This window comes from uncultured Aliiroseovarius sp., assembly GCF_947492455.1.
GTDB lineage: Bacteria > Pseudomonadota > Alphaproteobacteria > Rhodobacterales > Rhodobacteraceae > Aliiroseovarius.
On the sequence record NZ_CANLNB010000001.1, the window covers coordinates 206,715 to 226,494 of the forward strand.

Annotated in this window: 20 protein-coding genes; 8 read left to right on the plus strand and 12 right to left on the minus strand. The window is 59.2% G+C overall.

Annotation, left to right across the window (positions count from 1 at the left end):
• Positions 1 to 197: 197 nt before the first annotated feature.
• The 9 genes from gyrB to mutM all read right to left on the minus strand — a co-directional run bounded on the left by gyrB (position 198) and on the right by mutM (position 10,228).
• Complete coding sequence (gyrB, locus tag Q0677_RS01060; RefSeq protein WP_298905125.1) at positions 198 to 2,615, minus strand: DNA topoisomerase (ATP-hydrolyzing) subunit B; 2,418 nt, start codon at positions 2,613 to 2,615, stop codon at positions 198 to 200.
• A gap of 99 nt (positions 2,616 to 2,714) precedes the next feature.
• A complete protein-coding gene (locus Q0677_RS01065) occupies positions 2,715 to 3,335 on the minus strand; it encodes a LysE family translocator (protein ID WP_298905127.1) in 621 nt (206 codons plus the stop codon).
• Positions 3,332 to 3,748, minus strand: coding sequence for a VOC family protein (locus Q0677_RS01070; RefSeq protein ID WP_298905129.1), 417 nt, complete (start codon positions 3,746 to 3,748; stop codon positions 3,332 to 3,334). The genes Q0677_RS01065 and Q0677_RS01070 overlap by 4 nt, the downstream gene beginning before the upstream one ends.
• Positions 3,745 to 4,857, minus strand: a complete 1,113-nt coding sequence (gene recF / locus Q0677_RS01075) for a DNA replication/repair protein RecF (RefSeq protein WP_298905131.1) — start codon at positions 4,855 to 4,857, stop codon at positions 3,745 to 3,747. Before recF ends, Q0677_RS01070 begins: the two co-directional genes overlap by 4 nt.
• A gap of 33 nt (positions 4,858 to 4,890) precedes the next feature.
• Positions 4,891 to 6,009 carry a DNA polymerase III subunit beta gene (dnaN, locus tag Q0677_RS01080; protein ID WP_298905133.1) on the minus strand — a complete coding sequence of 373 codons (1,119 nt, stop codon included), beginning with the start codon at positions 6,007 to 6,009 and terminating at the stop codon, positions 4,891 to 4,893.
• A 136-nt stretch (positions 6,010 to 6,145) separates the two neighbouring features.
• Complete coding sequence (gene dnaA / locus Q0677_RS01085; RefSeq protein ID WP_298905135.1) at positions 6,146 to 7,510, minus strand: chromosomal replication initiator protein DnaA; 1,365 nt, start codon at positions 7,508 to 7,510, stop codon at positions 6,146 to 6,148.
• Between the two features lie 604 nt (positions 7,511 to 8,114).
• Positions 8,115 to 8,378 (minus strand): 30S ribosomal protein S20, encoded by a 264-nt coding sequence (rpsT, locus tag Q0677_RS01090; protein ID WP_247093135.1) that lies wholly within the window; start codon positions 8,376 to 8,378, stop codon positions 8,115 to 8,117.
• Positions 8,379 to 8,534: 156 nt separating this feature from the next.
• Positions 8,535 to 9,311 (minus strand): enoyl-CoA hydratase, encoded by a 777-nt coding sequence (locus Q0677_RS01095; RefSeq protein ID WP_298905137.1) that lies wholly within the window; start codon positions 9,309 to 9,311, stop codon positions 8,535 to 8,537.
• 65 nt (positions 9,312 to 9,376) lie between these two features.
• On the minus strand, positions 9,377 to 10,228 hold the full coding sequence (gene mutM / locus Q0677_RS01100; RefSeq protein ID WP_298905139.1) for a bifunctional DNA-formamidopyrimidine glycosylase/DNA-(apurinic or apyrimidinic site) lyase: 852 nt from the start codon (positions 10,226 to 10,228) through the stop codon (positions 9,377 to 9,379).
• A gap of 74 nt (positions 10,229 to 10,302) precedes the next feature.
• On the opposite strand from mutM, the gene ubiE reads away from it, so the two are divergent.
• Positions 10,303 to 11,055, plus strand: a complete 753-nt coding sequence (gene ubiE / locus Q0677_RS01105; RefSeq protein ID WP_282182185.1) for a bifunctional demethylmenaquinone methyltransferase/2-methoxy-6-polyprenyl-1,4-benzoquinol methylase UbiE — start codon at positions 10,303 to 10,305, stop codon at positions 11,053 to 11,055.
• A 1-nt stretch (position 11,056) separates the two neighbouring features.
• The gene (gene ubiB / locus Q0677_RS01110) at positions 11,057 to 12,586 is read left to right on the plus strand and encodes a 2-polyprenylphenol 6-hydroxylase (RefSeq protein ID WP_298905143.1); all 1,530 of its coding nucleotides are present in this window, start codon (positions 11,057 to 11,059) and stop codon (positions 12,584 to 12,586) included.
• Here the strand turns inward: ubiB and Q0677_RS01115 are convergent.
• From Q0677_RS01115 to Q0677_RS01125, 3 genes are read right to left on the minus strand one after another with little or no spacing between them, the layout of a single operon-like run.
• The gene (locus tag Q0677_RS01115; RefSeq protein ID WP_298905145.1) at positions 12,572 to 13,483 is read right to left on the minus strand and encodes a phosphotransferase; all 912 of its coding nucleotides are present in this window, start codon (positions 13,481 to 13,483) and stop codon (positions 12,572 to 12,574) included. The genes ubiB and Q0677_RS01115 overlap by 15 nt on opposite strands.
• A 36-nt stretch (positions 13,484 to 13,519) precedes the next feature.
• Positions 13,520 to 14,200: a flagellar hook capping FlgD N-terminal domain-containing protein gene (locus tag Q0677_RS01120; RefSeq protein WP_298905147.1), complete on the minus strand. Its 681-nt coding sequence runs from the start codon at positions 14,198 to 14,200 to the stop codon at positions 13,520 to 13,522.
• 10 nt (positions 14,201 to 14,210) lie between these two features.
• Complete coding sequence (locus Q0677_RS01125; RefSeq protein WP_298905149.1) at positions 14,211 to 15,752, minus strand: flagellar hook-length control protein FliK; 1,542 nt, start codon at positions 15,750 to 15,752, stop codon at positions 14,211 to 14,213.
• A gap of 214 nt (positions 15,753 to 15,966) precedes the next feature.
• Between Q0677_RS01125 and Q0677_RS01130 the strand changes: the two genes are divergently transcribed.
• The 6 genes from Q0677_RS01130 to Q0677_RS01155 all read left to right on the plus strand — a co-directional run bounded on the left by Q0677_RS01130 (position 15,967) and on the right by Q0677_RS01155 (position 19,780).
• Positions 15,967 to 16,263, plus strand: a complete 297-nt coding sequence (locus Q0677_RS01130; RefSeq protein WP_298905151.1) for a rod-binding protein — start codon at positions 15,967 to 15,969, stop codon at positions 16,261 to 16,263.
• Entirely contained in the window at positions 16,250 to 16,585 is a 336-nt protein-coding gene (locus Q0677_RS01135; protein ID WP_298905153.1) for a hypothetical protein, read from the plus strand. The genes Q0677_RS01130 and Q0677_RS01135 overlap by 14 nt, the downstream gene beginning before the upstream one ends.
• 207 nt (positions 16,586 to 16,792) lie before the next feature.
• The gene (locus Q0677_RS01140; RefSeq protein ID WP_133486986.1) at positions 16,793 to 18,130 is read left to right on the plus strand and encodes a flagellin; all 1,338 of its coding nucleotides are present in this window, start codon (positions 16,793 to 16,795) and stop codon (positions 18,128 to 18,130) included.
• A gap of 95 nt (positions 18,131 to 18,225) precedes the next feature.
• Positions 18,226 to 18,588: a flagellar biosynthesis regulator FlaF gene (flaF, locus tag Q0677_RS01145; protein WP_298905157.1), complete on the plus strand. Its 363-nt coding sequence runs from the start codon at positions 18,226 to 18,228 to the stop codon at positions 18,586 to 18,588.
• Positions 18,585 to 18,989, plus strand: coding sequence for a flagellar biosynthesis repressor FlbT (flbT, locus tag Q0677_RS01150; protein ID WP_133486988.1), 405 nt, complete (start codon positions 18,585 to 18,587; stop codon positions 18,987 to 18,989). Before flaF ends, flbT begins: the two co-directional genes overlap by 4 nt.
• A complete protein-coding gene (locus Q0677_RS01155; protein ID WP_298905160.1) occupies positions 18,986 to 19,780 on the plus strand; it encodes a DUF1217 domain-containing protein in 795 nt (264 codons plus the stop codon). The genes flbT and Q0677_RS01155 overlap by 4 nt, the downstream gene beginning before the upstream one ends.

Consider the following 19,780-nt stretch of genomic DNA (forward strand, 5'->3'; position numbering starts at 1 on the left):
TACAATTTAAGGAAGATAATTAGCCGCGCCAAAAAGGCTGATATCCGCTTTCGACAAATCTGCATATTTTGGCGAATTTCAGGGCACCGTTCTTTGCCTATCCAGAAACTCGCCAAAATTCAGCAAAACGAACTACTTTGGGTGTCTCGCGAAAACTTATGGGCATCGCGAACGATTATGGGGAATCCTACAAGCGATCAGAAATCCAGGTTCTCGACCGACAGGGCGTTCTGCTGGATGAACTCGCGGCGGGGCTCCACCACGTCGCCCATCAGCTTGGTAAAGATGTCGTCGGCCTCGGCCAAGTCGTCCACCTTCACCTGCAGAAGCGTACGCGCCTCGTGGTCCAGCGTGGTTTCCCACAGCTGATCGGGGTTCATCTCGCCCAGACCTTTGTAACGCTGCAGCGTCAGGCCCTTTTCGCCTTCGGCCAGGATGGCGTTCAACAGGTCAATCGGACCTTGCACAAGGATCTCGCGGTCCTTGCGCGACAGGTGCGAATGCTCGCGATAGATGTCGCGGGTGTCTTGCGAGACCTCCGACAACCGCCGCGCCTCGCCCGAGCGCAGGACCGCGCCGTCCAGCGTGCGGATTTCCTCGACCCCGCGCAGAATACGGGCCAAGCGGATGCCGTGATCTTGCGTGATCCGACCCTGCCAACCGCGTTCATATTCCACGGCGACCTTGTCCAAGCGGGCGGCCACATCGTCGGCCACCAGCTGCAGATCTGAATCTGCGCGACCCGGATCAAAGGCACCTGCAAGGGCGGCTTGCTCCAGAATGTTGCGCGGATAATGGGTCGGGAACGCGTCCAAAATACGTTTGAAGTTCCGGGCGCCCTCGACCACGCGGGCCAGATCGGCACCGGCGATTTCTTCGCCATTGGCAAGGCGCAGAACGGTGCCATCGATGCCCTGATCAATCAGGTAATCCTCAAGCGCGGTCTGGTCTTTTACATAGACCTCGGACTTGCCGCGGCTGACCTTATACAGCGGCGGCTGCGCGATATAGAGGTACCCGCCTTCGATCAATTCCGGCATCTGGCGGAAGAAGAAGGTCAGCAGAAGCGTCCGGATGTGCGCGCCATCCACGTCCGCATCGGTCATGATGATGACCTTGTGATAACGCAGCTTGTCGATGTTGAACTCATCGCGACCAATCCCGGTGCCCAGCGCGGTAATCAGCGTACCGATCTCTTGGCTGGACAGCATCCGGTCAAACCGCGCACGCTCTACGTTCAGGATTTTCCCGCGCAGGGGCAGAACAGCCTGATCGTGACGCGAACGCCCCTGCTTGGCCGACCCCCCAGCCGAGTCACCCTCGACCAGGAACAATTCACGTTTCGCCGGATCTTTTTCCTGACAATCCGCAAGCTTACCGGGCAGCGAGGCCACATCCAGCGTCGACTTCTTCCGCGTCATCTCGCGCGCTTTACGGGCGGCTTCGCGGGCCAAAGCGGCCTCGATGATCTTACCGACGATCATCTTCGCGATCTGCGGGTTTTCGTCGAACCACTCTTGCAGCTTCTCGTTCATCAGGCCTTCGACGGCGGGACGCACTTCGGACGACACCAGCTTGTCTTTGGTCTGCGAGCTGAACTTCGGATCCGGTACTTTCACCGACAAGACGCAGGTCAGACCTTCGCGCGCATCGTCACCGGTGAAGTTCACCTTTTCCTTCTTCGCCAGACCCGTCGAGTTCGCATACAGGTTCAGTGTCCGCGTCAGCGCCCCCCGAAAGCCTGCAAGGTGCGTGCCGCCATCGCGCTGGGGGATGTTGTTGGTGAAGGGCAGCACGTTTTCGTGGTAGCCATCGTTCCACCACATCGCGACCTCAACCCCGATGCCATCCTTCTCGCCGGTCACAAAAATCGGCTCTTCCATCAAAGGCGTCTTCGAGCGGTCCAGATACTTTACGAATTCCTTCACGCCGCCGTCGTAGTGCATTTCCGAATGCAGCTTTTCAGCGGGGCGTTCGTCTTCGATGATAATCCGCACACCCGAGTTCAGGAAAGACAGCTCGCGCAGGCGGTTTTCCAGCGTCTTGAACTGGTAATCGAGGTTCGAGAACGTGTCGGTCGACGCCAAGAACCGCACCTCGGTCCCGGTGCGATCACCGCAGTCACCAACCACCTTCAGATGCTCTGCCGTCTCACCGCGCTCGAAACGCGCAACATGCTCTTTGCCATTGCGCCAAACGCGCAGTTCCAGCCAATCGGACAGCGCGTTCACAACCGAAACACCCACGCCGTGCAGACCACCCGACACCTTGTACGAGTTCGAGTCGAATTTACCGCCCGCGTGCAGCTGGGTCATGATGACCTCGGCCGCTGACACGCCTTCTTCGGGGTGCATATCCACCGGAATCCCGCGCCCGTTATCAGATACAGAGACCGAGTTGTCGGCGTGAATCGTGACGGTTACGGCGTCGGCGTGACCGGCCAGCGCCTCGTCAATGCCGTTGTCCACAACCTCGTACACCATGTGGTGCAGACCCGAGCCATCGTCGGTGTCACCAATATACATCCCGGGGCGCTTGCGCACCGCCTCCAAACCTTTGAGAACTTTGATGGATTCGGCGCCATACTCGGCACCGTTCTGCGCGTCATCAGCCATGAGGGCCTTCCTGTTATTCGTTCCCGAAAATATAGAGAATCGGGCGGGGAATGTCACGCACGTGACACAATATTTAGGGGGTTTCTGGCGATGTTTTTCCTAGACGAACGGGATCGCCAATCCGACCAGAACAAGAAGGCCTCCAGCGGCGTAATTCATCCGTGTCAGCGCCCGTTCTGACGACAAAAGAGCGCGCGCGCGATCGACGAAATAGGCCAGCATCAGGTTGCCCACCAAAGGGACGATAAAGGACGCCACGGCGATGGCCGTGATGTCCGCTGCTGTCAGGCGCGAGAGGTCGAAGAACCCCGGAAGCACGCCCATGTAGAACAAGATCGCCTTGGGGTTTGACAGGATCACGATCAGCCCCGCCACGAACCCGGCATACATGCCGGGGCGCGTCAGGCGGCTATCCCCCGTCACCTTGTGGCCTGCCGACCGGATGATCGTCACACCCAGCCAAAGGAAGAACAGCGCCGCCACGATGCGCAGCACCAACATGCCGCCCTCGACACTCGAGGCAACCCAGCCCATGCCCAGCGCGGCGAGGATCGACCAGAAGATGTCGCCAACCGCGACCCCCAACGTCAGAGGCCACGCCTGCGTAAAGCCCCCAGCCAACACACGTGCGACCAGCGCCACCCAGACGGGCCCCGGCGTCAGGAACAGAATGAACAGGCCGAAGATGTAGAAGCCCAGTTCGGCAGGCGAGATTGTCATGTCAGGTGACCATCCTCGTCCATCTCCCAGAACGGGTTCATGGCATATTCCCAAAGGTGCCCGTCCGGGTCGGCGATGTAGCCTGAGTACCCGCCCCAAAAGACCTTCTCCGGGCGCGCGATTTCGGACGCACCGGCGGCAAGCGCCTTGTCAAAGGCCGCGTCGACATCTGCTTCAGTCGGGAAACACTGCGCAAGGGTCATCGCTCCGGTCTTCAGCTCTTCGATCGGTTTGCGCGTGTCTTTGGCCAGCCCCTCCAGCGTATAGAACCCGAACTTCATACCGTTCATGTCGTAGAACACGACTTCGTCCTGTACGTTCGACGGCTCCCACCCGATCGCTTCATAGAACGCGCGGGCGCGGTTCAGGTCTTTGACGCCCAAAGTGATCAGAGTCACGCGATTGGTTTTCATGGTGTCACCTCTTTGACTTCCGACACGCCGTCGGTCTCGGTCACTTCAAAATGCGCGGCGCGGTCGCCGAGTTCCTCGAACAATTCTGGCCCCGTCCCGGTCATGAAGGCCTGTGCGCCCAAGGCGCAGATTTCATCATACAGCGCCGCACGTCGACCCGCATCCAGATGCGCGGCAACCTCGTCCAGCAAAAGGATCGGAGGCGCTCCGAAATCCCGCGCCAGCGCACGGCCATTGGCAAGGATCAGGGACACCAAAAGCGCCTTTTGTTCGCCAGTCGAGCAATCCCGCGCCGCAACGCCCTTCGCCGCATAGACCGCGCCAAGATCCGTCCGATGCGGTCCAACCAAGGAGCGCCCCGCCAAAAGGTCCCGCGACCGGCTTTCCGCAAAGGCCTGCGCCAGATCGCTTTCGTCATCCGGCAAGCTGCTGTCATCCACCTGCACCAGAGACAAGTCCGCCACGGGAAAGGCGGTTTCGGCCATGCCTTGCGCCTCTTGCAGTTGGTCCAGACAATAGGCGCGGTTTGCGATGATCCGCGTTCCGGCCTGCGCCATCTGCGCCTCAAGCGCACCGTACCAATGGGCGTCCCGCTGCCCATCTTTCAGCAGCCGATTGCGTTCGCGCATCGCCTTTTCATAGGTCAGAACTGCATCTGCGTGGCTGGGCTCAAAGCTCATCGTCATGCGGTCGAGAAACCGCCGACGGCCTTCCGCACCCTCGACCCAAAGACGGTCCATCACCGGAACCAGCCAGACAATCCGTGCAATCCGGCCCAGCGCAACCTGTGCCGCAGTCTTTCCGTCGATCTTCACCTGTCGCGACGCTCCCGCCTCGCACCAAGTCTCAACCTCGTGCATCTGATGCAGGCTTTGCAACACGGCCGAGATCTTCCACCCCACTGCTTCGGGCTTTCGGATCATCTCGTCCAGCGCGGCACGGCGCAGCCCCCGTCCGGGGGACAGCATGGACACCGCCTCAAGAATATTGGTCTTCCCCGCCCCGTTGCGCCCATGAATCGCAACAGGCCGCCCGTCCAAGGACAAGCGTGCCAGTTTGTGGCTACGAAAATGGCTGAGTGTCAGCTCGCGAAGGGCGAGTGTCATCACGCCCTCCTTTTCAACGCTTCAAAGACCCGCAGGTCACACGCGCATCGGCATGACGACGTAAACGGCGCTGGTGTCATTGCCTTCACGCATCAGGGTCGGATCGCCCGACGAATTGAACATGAAGACGGCGTTTTCACGGTCCACCTGGCTGGCGATTTCCAGCAGGTATTTCGCGTTGAAGCCGATTTCCAAACGCTCGTCATTGTAAGCGACGGCCAGTTCTTCTTCAGCCGCACCCGCATCCGGGGCGTTGACCGACAGAACCAGACGGTCTTCGTCCAATTGCAGTTTCACAGCACGCGAACGTTCGCTGGACACAGTGGCCACACGGTCCACGGCCTGCGCGAACGCGGTCGCGTCCACCTCCAACTTGCGCGTGTTGCCCGAGGGGATCACGCGGGTATAGTCGGGGAAGGTGCCGTCGATGACTTTCGAGGTCAGGGTGATGACCGGGGTCGCAAAGCGCACTTTGGTTTCCGATACCGACACGGCGATCGTCGCATCGTCATCGTCCAGCAGCTTGCGCAGCTCGCCCACGGTTTTGCGCGGGACGATCACGCCCGGCATGTCTTCGGCACCCGGGGGCAGATCAGCGTCAATGCGCGCCAGACGGTGACCATCGGTGGCCACAGCGCGCAGCACTTTTCCGCCATCCGCGTCGGCGACATGCAGATACACACCGTTCAGATAATACCGCGTCTCTTCCGTCGAGATTGCGAATTTCGATTTGTCGAACAGGCGGCGCAGAACCGGCGCAGGGGCCGAGAAGTTTGCCGAATACTCGGACGACGCCATGACCGGGAAATCTTCCTTGGGCAGGGTCGCCAGCGAGAAGCTCGACCGGCCAGCCTCGACGCTCAGACGCCCGGTGGCGCCGTCATCGGTCAGCTGTACCAGCGCCCCGTCCGGCAGCTTGCGCACGATCTCGTGCAGGGTCACGGCGGATACGGTGGTCGCGCCTGCGCGTTCAACCATCGCGTCGGTCTTGTCGACGACCTCGATATCCAGGTCGGTGGCGCGGAAGGACACGCTGTCGCCCTCGGCCTCGATCAACACGTTTGCTAGGATTGGAATGGTGTTCCGACGCTCAACAACCGATTGCGCCTGTGCCACGGCCTTCAGAAGCGCGCCGCGTTCGATACTGATCTTCATGTCCCACTCCTGACAGATACCGGGGCGGAGACCATATCAGGATCACCGCCCGGCTCAATTCTTTATTTGGAATGTCCGCTTCTTTCGTGGGCGGGTCAAGGGTTTAAGGCCCAAAACCCACCGTTTTGCCGCTGCTTTACGCTTCCAGCGCGCGGCGCAGCAATTCCAGATCTTCCGCGATCTGATCATCCACGCCCTTCAGCTCGTCGATGCGCTTCACGCCATGCATGACCGTGGTATGATCCCGGCCGCCAAAACGGCGCCCGATTTCCGGCAGCGACCGCGAGGTCATGTGCTTGGCCAGATACATCGCCACCTGGCGCGGGCGCGCGATGGTGCGTACGCGACGCGGGCCAATCAGGTCCGACAGGCGGATGTTGTAGTGCTCGGACACTTTGCGCTGGATTTCCTCGACGGTGACCTTGCGGTCCGACGCACGAAGGATGTCGCCCAGACAATCTTGTGCCAGCTCCAGCGTGATCTCGCGCCCCACCAGCGATGCAAAGGCGAAGAGGCGCATCAAGGCGCCTTCCAGCACGCGCACGTTGGTCGAAATGCGATGCGCCAAATATTCCAGCACGCCGTCGGCAATCACCAGACCTTTGTACTGTTCACGGTACGCATTGACCTTGGTCTGCAAGACGCCCAGACGCAGTTCGTAGTCGGTCGGATGCAGGTCCACGACCAGACCACATTGCAGACGGCTTTTGATGCGGTCCTCAAGATCTTTGATCTCGCCTGGCGCGCGGTCGGCCGAGATGATGATCTGTTTGTTCTGGTCCACCAGCGCGTTGAAGGTGTGGAAGAACTCTTCCTGCGTGCTGTCTTTACCTGCGATGAACTGAACATCGTCGACCATCAGTACATCGACCGAACGGAACAGCTGTTTGAAGTCGATCATCTGCTTTTCGCGGATCGCCTGAACGAAGCGGTACATGAATTGCTCGGCAGACAGGTACACCACGCGCAGGTCGGGCTGGCGGGTCTTCATCTCGTGCGCGATGGCGTGCATCAGGTGGGTTTTACCCAGACCAACGCCACCATAGAGGAACAGCGGGTTGAACGTGACGGGGCCACCTTCGGCGACGCGACGGGCCGCAGCGTGGGCCAGTTCGTTCGGCTTACCGACGACGAAGCTGTCAAACGTGAAACGCGCATCAAGCGGCGCGCCCGGCAGGTCGCTTTGATCGGGTTTGGCAGCGGCAGGTGCTGGGGCCGATGCCGCATCAGCAGGTTGTGCAACCGGGCGGGGCTTAACTTTTTCGGGAACTTTGAACTCAAGGCGCGCGACCTTCACGCCCTCACCGTTCAGGTGGCTCAGAATTTGATCTCCAAAATTCTGGCTGACCCAGTTGCCCAAGAAGTTCGTCGGCACCAGAAAACGGGCAACGCCGCCATCCAGTTCGGCAAATTCCAAGGGTTCGATCCAGCTGGTATAGTTGTTTTGTCCCACTGCTTTTTGCAGCTTGTTGCGGACCTTGCCCCATTGTTCGTTCGTCATCTTACCTCGACCCAGCGTTTAGTTAGACAGCCCAAGACCGTCCTTCACAGGTACTAATATCCCATTCATATGGCGCACTTTCAGCGCACCCCTTCACAGCGACACACGAAATCCACAGCGCAGCCCAAGGCGCATGCTTTAAACGCCGCGCCCAATAGCGGACCGCACCACATGGTTCCCCATTCTGGCGACATGCCCAATTGGACGTCCGGAACATTACAGTCTGCTCAACCACCCCAGCAGGCAGGGTGGCAAAACGCCTTCAAGCGCGACCCATACAAAATGGCGCACAACAGGCAACGGGATCTGACTTCAAAGAATCAAATCCGAATGTGGCAAAAAAGGGTATTCCCCTTAAAGTTCGTGGGTTTAGCCCACTTATGTCTGATAGTCCCAAGTCGGCGAAGTGAATCGCTGCATGCAAGCTAGCAATCCCGCTGGGACTGGCGCAATAGAACTTCACGCTTGACTCTGTGATTGCCGAAACGAATCCCGAAGGCACTTTACAAAATCAAATTTCTTGGCGGGTTTAGCAAAAAGAGCGTGCCCATTTGGACACGCTCTTTTTTTGTTTTCGAGATGCTGTTCAGCAGTAGAAACTGATTCAGCCCAGTGCTTTTACACGAGCCGACAGACGCGAGATTTTACGCGATGCGGTGTTCTTGTGGTAAACGCCTTTGGTGACGCCGCGCATCAGTTCAGGCTGAGCCGCTTTCAGAGCAGCAGCGGCTGCTTCTTTATCACCCGACTCGATTGCTTCTTCGACATTGCGCAGGAAGGTGCGGATGCGCGAACGGCGGGCTTTGTTTACGGCGAAACGACGCTCGTTCTGACGGGCGCGTTTTTTAGCTTGGGGCGAATTTGCCATGTGTCTGATCCCTCTTTCGGGTGTGTTAAGTTGTCAAAGCTGCGCGCACAGCACCCGACCGGGTTCAGAACCGGTGATTCTGGCCTAAGCGGGCCTCACGCGCATGGATGGGCTGCCCTTTAAGCCATTTCGGCCCTAAAGGGAAGCCCTATTGGTTTACTTGTCGCGGAACTGCGGTTCGCGCTTTTCGGCGAAGGCGGCCATGCCCTCTTTCTGGTCTTCGGTCGCAAAGAGCGAATGGAAGACGCGGCGTTCGAACAGAAGGCCTTCGGTCAGCGGCAGCTGCTCGGCGCGGTTCACGGTTTCTTTGATCGCCATCACGGTGATCATCGACTTCTCTGCGATCTTGGCCGCTGCCGACATCGCTTCGTCCATCAGCTTCTTGGCAGGCACAACGCGGCTGACCAGCCCCGAGCGCTCGGCCTCTTCCGCGTCCATGAAACGACCGGTCAGGTTCATGTCCATCGCCTTGGCGCGGCCGACCAGCTTGGTCAGGCGCTGCGTGCCACCGATACCCGCCATCACGCCCAGGTTCACCTCGGGCTGGCCAAACTTGGCGGTGTCAGCGGCGATGATGAAATCACACATCATGGCCAGCTCGCACCCGCCGCCCAGCGCATAGCCGGATACCGCTGCGATGATCGGCTTGCGGATACGCATGATGGCTTGTTCTTCTTTGGTGAACAGATCGCCCGCGAAGACCTCGACAAAGCTTTTCTCGGCCATCATCTTGATATCGGCACCGGCAGCGAACGCTTTTTCCGAACCGGTAATGACGATGCAGCGCACCTTGTCGTTTGCCTGCGCGTCGGCAAGTGCGTCGCCCAGCTCGCCCAGAAGCTCCAGGTTCAGCGCGTTCAATGCGTCGGGCCGGTGCAGCTTGACCAGCGTTACATGATCTTCGGTTTCAACGATGATGTTCTTATAGGCCATGGTTCCCCTGCCTTTGTCACGAGTGGTTGGAGCGGAGTCCTAGCACGCCACCCCAATGGATCAAGCTATCTTTGGCATTGCGGGCAATAGAATGTCGAGCGCCCAGATTGCGTAATACGCGCAATTTCCCCCGTGCAGCCGCATGTGACGCAACGTTCACCCTCGCGACCATAGGTGCGGAAATTGTGTTGAAAATAACCCAAATCGCCATCCGCCTGCCGGTAATCCTTCAAGGACGACCCGCCACTTTCGATCGCCTCCGACAACACATCGCGGATGATCGGTACCAAACTGGCAACACGCTGTTTCGAGATCTTGGCCGCTTTGCGCGCGGGATGGATCCCAGCCCGAAACAGCACCTCGCAGACATATATATTGCCCAGCCCCGCGATGATTCCCTGATCCAGCAGCGCCGTTTTGATGGGGGAGTTCTTCGTCCGCAGCGCCTCGACCAAATAGGATTCGTCGAACTGATTTCCCAGTGGCTCCGGCCCCAACACGCGGATCAGCTTGTGATCGTCCAGCGCGCCAGTCGGGCACAGGTCCATCGCCCCGAACCGGCGCGGATCGTTGAACGTCACCCGTGCGCCGTTTTCCATATCAAAAACCACATGGTCATGCTTTTCCGGCGCAGGGTGTTCGTGATGGAACTTCCCAAGCTTGTGGCCCGAGATCAGCATTCGCCCCGACATCCCCAGATGCACGATCAGCGTCTCATCCGTATCCAGATCGACCAGCAGGTATTTCGACCGCCGCCCCAGCCGCTGCACCGTCGCCCCGGTCAGACGCTCAGCCATACGATCAGGAAAGGGCCAGCGCAGCCCTTCTCGCCGCGTTTCGGCCTGCCCAATCCGCACGCCCTCCATCACTGGCAGCAATCCGCGACGTACTGTCTCGACCTCGGGTAATTCGGGCATGTTGAAAGCCTCTCCATTGTGCGTCCCTTACTGTCACGATATGAGGGATCAACCGCAAGCAGCGAGTATGCCCAATGAGCACGTCAGACAACCGCACCACGCATTTCGGGTTCAAAACCGTGAACGAGGACGACAAGGCCGGAATGGTCCACGGCGTCTTTACCAATGTGGCCTCGAAATACGACATCATGAACGATGTGATGTCCGTCGGCATCCACCGCGTTTGGAAAGACGCGATGATGGATTGGCTGGCCCCGCGCGACGGGCAGCGCCTGTTGGACGTGGCGGGCGGCACCGGCGACATTTCCTTCCGCTTTCTGGGTCGCGCCCCGGGGGCCGAGGCCGTTGTTCTGGATATGACCGAAAGCATGCTGGTCGAAGGCCGTCAGCGCGCCGAAGCCACGCACCTTGCCAATCATCTGGACTGGGTCGTCGGCGACGCGATGGCCCTGCCGTTTGAGGATAACAGCTTTGACCGCTACACGATCAGCTTCGGCATCCGCAACGTGACCCGAATTCCGGACGCGCTGAAGGAAGCCTACCGCGTGTTGAAACCCGGCGGCCGCCTGATGGTGTTAGAGTTCAGCCAACTGCCCGATGAAGGCATGCAAAAGCTTTATGACCTCTATTCCTTCAACGTGATCCCACGCATGGGCAAGCTGATTGCAGACGACTACGACAGCTATCAGTATCTGGTGGAGTCGATCCGCAAGTTCCCTGATCAGGAAACCTTCGCCCGTATGATCCGCGAAGCCGGGTTCGAGAATGTGAAATATCGCAACCTCTCGATGGGCATCGCGGCCCTGCATTCGGGGTGGAAAATCTAAGATGCGTGGCCCTCACAACATCTGGCGCCTGATCCGTACCGGCGCGACCTTCCAACGCACCGGCGCAATGGGCGTCGTGCTGGACGCGATGAGCGCACCGGCATCGATCCGCATCGCCGCCCATGTGGTCGGCTGGCCCTTCGCGTGGCTGGGCAAAAAGGGCGACCCCGCTTTGCCCCCCGTCACCCGCGCCATCACCGCGCTGGGTCCGGCCTATATCAAGTTCGGTCAGATCCTGTCGACGCGCCCCGACGTCGTTGGCCCTGAACTGGCGGACCAGCTGCAATACCTGCAAGACAAGCTGCCGCCGTTCAAACAGGACGTGGCGCGCCGCATGATCGAGAAAGAGCTTGGGATCGAGATCGACACGGTGTTCTCCGAGTTCTCGGAACCCGTCGCCGCCGCCTCGATCGCGCAGGTGCACAAGGCTCGTCTGGCTGACACGGGGGAAGCTGTCGCCGTCAAGGTTCTGCGCCCCGGCATCGAACGCGCCTTCCGCACCGATATCGACGCCTTCCACTTCTCGGCCCGCGTGATCGAGATGCTGTTGCCGTCGACCCGCCGTTTGCGCCCCACCGATGTGGTCGAGCATTTCGAGCACACCGTCATGGGCGAACTGGACCTGCGCCTTGAAAGCGCCTCGGCCAGCGAGTTTGCCGAAAACACCGCGCAGGACGACGGCTTTGTCGTGCCCGAGGTGAACTGGGGCCTGACCGGTCGCACCGTCATGACGCTGGGCTGGGGCGAAGGCATTCCGGCCAATGATCTGGCCGCCATCCGCGCCTCGGGTTTGGACATGCAGCAGTTGGGTGAACGCGTTTTGCAGCTGTTCCTGTCCCACGCCCTGCGCGACGGGCTGTTTCATGGCGACATGCACCAAGGCAACCTGAAATTCGCCGCGAACGGTGACATCATTGCCGTAGACTTTGGCATCATGGGGCGGATCGACGAATACACGCGCCGCGTCTATGCCGAAATTCTGTATGGCTTCATCACCCGCAACTACCGCCGCGTCGCCGAGGTGCATTTCGAAGCAGGCTACGTCCCCGCCGACCGCGATGTCGAGGAATTCGCCCGCGCCCTGCGCGCCGTGGGCGAGCCGATTTTCGGCATGAATGCCACGCAGATTTCCATGGGCCGCCTGCTGGCCTACCTGTTCGAAGTAACTGAAAAATTCGGCATGGAAACCCGGACCGAGCTGATCTTGCTGCAACGGACCATGGTTGTGGTGGAAGGCGTTTCGCGCTCGCTGAGCCCGGATATCAATATCTGGAAAGTCGCCAAGCCCGTTGTGGAAAGCTATATCTCGAACTCGATCGGGCCGAAGGCTTTGTTGCAGGATTTGGTCCACACCGCCCGCGTTCTGGCCCGCTTTGGTCCGCGCCTGCCCGAATTGGCAGAAGCCGCTTTGATCCGCCAGTCCGAACCCCATCAAGAAGCCGACCGCGCCCGCCCGTTGCGCGCGATGAGCTATGTGACTTTGGGTGGCGGATTGGCCTTGGCAGCAGTCTGGGTCTCAACCCTGCTCTGACGCGCGCTGCTCCAACGCGGCGACATCGCGATAGGCGGCGTCTCCGTGCGCGGCTTTCCAGTGGCAATAGCACGCCATCCGCCAGTGAAAGAGCGGCGCCAATGCCGTATAGCGCGCCACGCCAACGGCGTCGCCGCCCGCGGCCAGATAGGCTGACAAGAAGGCCGACTGCTCTTCAGCCGACAAGGGCCGGTTGCCGTACAGGATCTGCATCGCCGGGGACAGGAAGATCGCAAGATCCGCTGCAGAATCCCCGATGCTTGGGCACTGCCAGTCGATCAAACGCAATCCGTCCGCCATCACGACGACATTGCCGGGAACAACATCCCCATGCAGGAACCGCCTTGTCGGCTGCGGCAGGTCGGTTGTGACTTCTGGCGGGGGCGGCAAGTCCATCCCAATCGCACGCGCCATGGCCTGCGTTTCGGCGATCAAAGACACGGGCGAGGTGATCGTCTCGGGCAGTTCCTCGGGCGGAATGATTTGGTGCAGGCGGGCCATCAGTTGGGCGACCCCCTCGACCACACCGCTCCACGGTACGCCATCCACATGGCGGTACAGCACGCTCGCGCCCAGCGCGCTGTCCAGAAAGCCCACGAAATCGGGGGCAATCCCCATGCCCGCCAGATATTTCAACACCAACGCCTCGCGCGTGCCATCATTGGCAAACAGGGGCGTTGCGGCCGCAGCATCATACAGTTTGCAGACAAGGTCATGCGGCATGTCGTCCGAGGTGATCTGCCAGATCGGATTGCTCCGCCCGCCCATCAGCTGGGACCAAGTTGCCCGCTTGGACACATGCCCTTCCTCCTGCCAAATCAGGGCAAGCGCCTGTTGCAGAGCGTCCTGATCTTGCCGCGCAGGCAGATCGTCCAACATGATGTCACGCAGTGTCATACAGGCTGTATAGCCAACCCGCTCCGCGACGAAAACTTATTCAGCGGCTTCGCGCAGGGCGGAAACGGCATCTGCGGTCACCCGCTCGCCACTTTCCAGCACAAGCCACAACTGCCCGCCGCTATTTTGGGTTTCCACGATCCGGCCATAGCTTTCCATCGGGTCGGTCGACAGGTGTCGCCCGTTGCTGCGGCTGGTCAGCTCGAAGGAATAGACGCCGTGGGGCAGAGCATTCCCATTCTGATCAAGACCATCCCACTCCACGGGATCTGTCGACACCGGCAGCGGCTCGCTATCGACGATGATTCCTTCCGCGTTTTTGACCACCAAGATGGTTTCATCCGCGGCCGCAACCGGGTTCGGGGACAAAGTAATCGGGTCACCATCGAACAAAACCGGGGCGGTCACGCGCGCCTCTTTCCCGACCCAATCCGCAATGTCCGACATGCCCATCAACCCAAGCTGCGTTCCCATCGCCTTCAACAGATCATTGGTGCGCACCTGCTGCTCGACCCCCGAGAACGTTGCAAGCTGCACCGCATAATCCGTCGATTCGATCGGGTTCAGCGGATCTTGGTTTTCCATCTGCGCGGTCAGCATCACCAGAAAAGTCTCGAAATCAGACGACACCATCGGCCCGTCCGAGGCTGATGCCTCGGCATAATCCGCGGCGGGTGCCGTCAGGGCGGCGGGCATGGCTGTAGGGGTAACGTTCATGCTGTGCTCCTTACACTCGAATATCCACACCCGCGCGGCCCGCGATGTTCAATGCGCGTGGCAGGGGGTCTTCCGGCGCATCTTGCGGGTCGAACTGTGGGGTATGGGATGGGGTTGCGGCGGCGTCATCGGAATGCGTATCGCCGCCGCCTTCGGACGTTTGTTGCTGAAACGTGAAACTCACATCCGACATGCCAAGCTCGCGCATGTCTTGTGCCAGCTGGTCGATATGACGCCGCATCAAGTCCAGCGTGTCTGGCCGTTCGAAGCTGAGAACGACATGCATGGCAGAGCCTTCGGTCTGGAAAGACATGCGCAATCTGCCAAGCTCCTCGGGGCTCAGCGTAAGTTCAACCGGGCGATCCGGTTGCTGCCGGACGATCTCGGCGATCTGCGCCATTGCCATGCGCGGAACCTCGGCACCACGCGCAATAGCGGCTGGCTTCAGGTCGGCTGACGTCTGCGACACCTGATCAACCACGCGAAATCCGGCCTCGTCAGATGCCAGCCGCTCTGCCTCTTGTTCGACCGTGAATATCAATGGAGGGGCGGACACCGGCATCGGAGCGTGTTTCATCATATCCGGAGCCTGCGCGGTCTTTAGATCGGGCCCCGATGCAGTACCGGGTGCAGGGCTGTTGGGCGCCGCTTCCTCGGCTTGCGGCGCGGGGATGCTCTGCGGCTGAACTGCGTCGACCGGTTTGGGCGTAGTCACACTCACGTTTTGTGGTGAATCGGACTTCTGCGCCACAAGGTGCTTTTCATGATGTGAGGCCGCCGATTCTGTCGGGCGCTCCAGAGCGGATCTGGGGATATCTGCACCCGCACGGTGATCCAGAACCCGTGTGAACGCCGCCGCAACGCCCGGCTCTGCAGGATGCTGGTTCAGAAGACTGGGGCCGGACATCACATCTGTTCGGGCCAATAGCGCGTCATGAACCATCCCGGCCATTGAGAGTTGCTCTGAACGAGGTTGCCCTGCGGGTAACACCGCCTTTTCTGCGGGCGCTTGGGGATGCTCGAGCGCTTTTGGTGCCTGATGATCTGGCGTCAGAAGCGCGGCAACAGACGCGTTCGCCGCACCCTCGGCGACCGGGTTAGACATCTCTGCTTCGGCGAGACCCGAAGGGCTGTCGCCCACGTCCTGCGGAGCGTCGACAGCCACCGCGGAATGCGTGAGGGACACATCTGTCCCGTGCGCCAACGGCGCAGGATCCGGTTCAGGACGTATCGACACCCCATCACCCGGAATGGAATCAGCCGACGGCAAGGGCTTTGCCACATTCACGTCGTCTCGCGTGAAATCCTCAGGCATACGTTGTGCCGCGACCGTCAGATCTGGCAGCGTCCTGCGCAGGTCTCCCGCAAGCTTAGGCGTAACCGCCGAAAGCTCTGTCATATCAAAAGGCGTGTCTGGCGCGGGGATGATATCCCCCTTTTGAAACTGCGCCTTTTCCTCCTCAAGATTTGATTCAATCGTCACAGCGGTCGGCAGATCCATCGCCTTAGACGGCTTTTCCTGATCCAGAAAAACAATATCAAATGCGGACACTGGCGGCACAATTGACTCGCCCCACTCCACTGCAGGGATTTGAGTGTCGCGATCCGTCTGCCCCGCAGGTGCGAAAAGAAACTGTGCAATTTGCATAAGGTCCGTCCGGGAGTTCTGCCTCGGTTCAGCGCAGAATTGCAGATGGGAATTACCAAATCTTTACCGCTGACAGTGACACTGGGAAAAACTGTGACGAATTTGAAAGGGCGACATCATGGATAGTGTCTCAGGTGTATCGCAGCCTATCGCGACGCAAAAACCGATTGCAGCGGACCCGGACAAAGCGCTTTGGGACGCCGCCAAAGAACTGGAAGCCAGCTTCTTGTCCGAGATGCTGAAATCCGCCGGGATCGGCAAGACGCCGGACAGTTTTGGCGGCGGCATTGGCGAGGATCAGTTCGCGTCGTTTCTGCGTCAGGAACAGGCGCGCAGCATGGTCGACAGCGGCGGGATCGGCCTTGCCCAATCCCTTTTCGAAGCATTGAAGGAGCGTTCGGATGCACAAGTTTAACGAACTGCTCACCCTGCTTGAGGAAGAGCGCCAGATGATTCTGAATGGTGATCTTCACGATCTGCCAAAACTGACCGAGGCAAAAACGGGCGCGCTGTCTGAGCTTGGACAAACAACCGTCACCCAACAGCAGTTGGCGCATCTACAGGCGATGGCTGCACGCAATCAAAACCTGCTTGCCGCGGCAGCGAATGGCATTCGCTCGGTGCGGCAACGGCTCGACGCCATTCGCAATCGGGATCAGGGGGTTAAAACATACACCCGTACAGGCGCCTCGGAGCTTCTGTCACGCAAGCCCTCGAACTTTGAAAAACGCGCGTGACCCGCCCCAGTTTAGTTCAACTTGTATGAAATCAAGCCGGCGAGATTCAGTATTCGTTCAGAGTTTCCATTGCAGTTTCGCTTTGCATCCAAACGGATGGCGCAGCCGATCAAATTGGCTTGCAGATGTCAGAAGGCAAAGTCGTCCCGCGTAAATCCGGGGACATGGGAACAGGCGCAAAGCGCCATAGATTGAAGGGAATATAATATGTCCAGCATTCTGACCAACAACAGCGCGATGGTGGCGCTTCAAACGCTGAAGTCCATCAACTCGAACCTTGCCAGCACACAGGCCGAGATCTCGACCGGTAAATCGATCAGTTCGGCCAAAGATAACGCAGCCGTCTGGGCGATTTCGAAAGTCATGGAATCTGACGTAAAGGGTTTCAAGGGTATTTCGGAAAGCCTTTCGCTGGGGGAATCGACCGTCGCCGTTGCGCAGAAAGCAGCGGAAACAGTGACCGATCTTCTGACGCAGATGAAAGGCAAGATCGTTGCCGCGCAGGAAGAAAACGTGGACCGTTCGAAGCTGCAGACTGATATCGCTGCGCTGCGCGACCAGATCGGCTCGGTTGTGAACGCAGCCCAGTTCAACGGTCTGAACCTGATCGACGGCACCAGCACCGACACAATGGACGTTCTGGCTTCGCTGGATCGTGATTCGTCGGGCAACGTGACGGCCCGTCACATCGAAGTTGACCGTCAAAACCTGTCGGTGACCACGCCGGTGACGTCGGCCGCATTCGGGACCACCGACCCGGCAGACCAGGCAGCAGCGAACGCGTTGATTCAGGCGGGTGCGAACAACACCCAGTTCAACGATGCGGCTTTTGACCCGGCCTCGCCGACCGCAACCATTGCGGATGGTGGAAGCCTGACCTTCACGATCGGATCGGTCAGTGAAGGCGACAGCTATCAGGTCATTCTGGATGATGTGAATGTCAACGTTGCCGGAGGCGGCACGTCGTTGGGTCAGCGCACCTTTGAATATGTCGCTGGCGCCAATGACGGTACTGCCGACGTCGCACAGCAGCTGGTCTCGCAGATCAACTCGTTCTTCGCGGCAGCGACCGGATCGGCTGAAGGCTACTCCATCACGCAAGGCACCGGCAGCAATACCAACCAGTTCACCATCACGAATGCGACTGGCGGTGTTACTGATGCCATCAACGTGGGCGTACGTGCACAGACTGGTGGCACACCGGGCACGACGGCAGCTTCGGGCGGTTTGGGTGCATTGCAAAACATTGATGTCACCACTGATTCCGGTGCGACTGGCGCGCTGACCGCGATTGAGGGGTTGATCGACAAGTCAATCGATGCAGCAGCGGCCTTTGGCTCGGCTCAGGGCCGGATCGAGACACAGACGAACTTTATCTCGTCTCTGTCCGACTCGCTGACCTCGGGGATTGGTGCGCTTGTGGACGCGGACATGGAAGCGGCCTCGGCACGTTTGCAGGCGCTGCAGGTTCAGCAGCAGCTGGGCACTCAGGCGCTGTCGATTGCCAACCAGGCGCCGCAGAACATCCTGTCGCTGTTCCGCTAAATGGCGTGACTGTGGGGCGCCAAAACGGCGCCCCGCGCATCCCTTCTCCATGACCACTATTGTATCCGGAAGGACATCCTGTGACCGCTATGAACATGACCAAAACGGCTTATGCGGCAACTCAAAACACCGTTCGCACACCGCGCGGTATCGAATACGAGGCATTTGCCCGTATCACACACCGCCTGAAATCCTCGGCAGAGAAAGGCCGCGGCGAATTCGGGCAACTGGCGCAAGCCATTCACGAAAATCGTCAATTATGGACCTTGCTGGCCGCCGACGTCGCCGCCGCAGACAACGGCCTGCCCGCCGATCTTCGCGCCCGCATTTTCTATCTTTATGAATTCACCAATCAGCATTCGCGCAAGGCTCTGAAAGACCCGGTTGAGGTCGACGCCCTTGTTGAAATCAACACAGCCGTTATGCGCGGCCTGCGCCAGACAGGAGTAGCAGCATGAGCGGATTGGTCCTGAAACTCAGCCCGAAAGAACGTGTGTTGATCAACGGAGCCGTCATTGAAAATGGCGACCGGAGATCACGGCTGTCCGTCGTCACACCGAACGCCAACATCCTGCGCCTGAAAGACGCCATCCACCCAGAGGAAGTGAACACGCCTGTGCGACGGGTCTGCTACATTGCTCAACTGGTTTTGTCTGGCGACGCGAAACAGGAAGATGGGCAACTTCAATTACTGCGCGGAATTGAGCAGCTCTCTCAGGTGCTCACAGATCCAGACAGCCGTAAGTTTCTGGATGCGGCCTCTGGTGCGGTTCTGGACAACCAGTACTATCAAGCGCTCAAGCAACTCCGCGCCTTGCTACCGCGTGAAGAACGCCTTCTGTCGGCACGGTTCGCATGAGTTTTCAACCGGTCATACCGTTCAGCGGCGCGGCCGGTTGGGCTTTTTTGCAGCGCACGAAAGACGCGCAGCAAGCTTCGTTCGAAAGCGGCGCGGTCCTTCAACGCGACGTACAGTATTTCCAAGAAAACATCGGAAAAGTCACAACGGCTGAAGAACTGGTCAGCGATCGCCGACTGCTCTCGGTTGCGCTTGGGGCTTATGGGCTAGGCGACGATATCAATAACACCTATTTCATCCGCAAAGTCCTAGAAGACGGAACGCTAAGCACCGACGCGTTGGCCAACAAGCTATCCGACCAACGCTATTTTGAAATGGCTCGGGATTTCGGGTTCGGAGACTACAATATTCCGCGCACCCAAATCTCGGATTTTGCCGCCAAGACGGTCGCAGCATATAAAGTGCGGCAGTTCGAAGTCGCGGTGGGCAATCAAGATCAGGATATGCGCCTTGCGATGAGCCTGGAGCGAGATCTAGGCAATATCATTGGAAAATCCACTTCAGATACTGCGAAATGGTATTCGGTCATGGGGAATCCGCCATTGCGTCAAGTGTTTGAAACGGCGCTGGGGCTTCCGTCCTCTTTCGGGACCATCGACATCGACAAGCAGCTTAAAGTCTTTCAGGAGAAATCCGAACGCTATTTCGGGTCCTCTGCGGTTGATCAATTTTCGAAACCCGCACAGCTGGAAGAACTTACCCGCCTGTTTCTCGCACGGTCTCAGATTGCGCAGGGAACGGCGGCGCTCAGCTCAAACTCAATCGCTCTGACATTGCTTCAGAACGTGTGA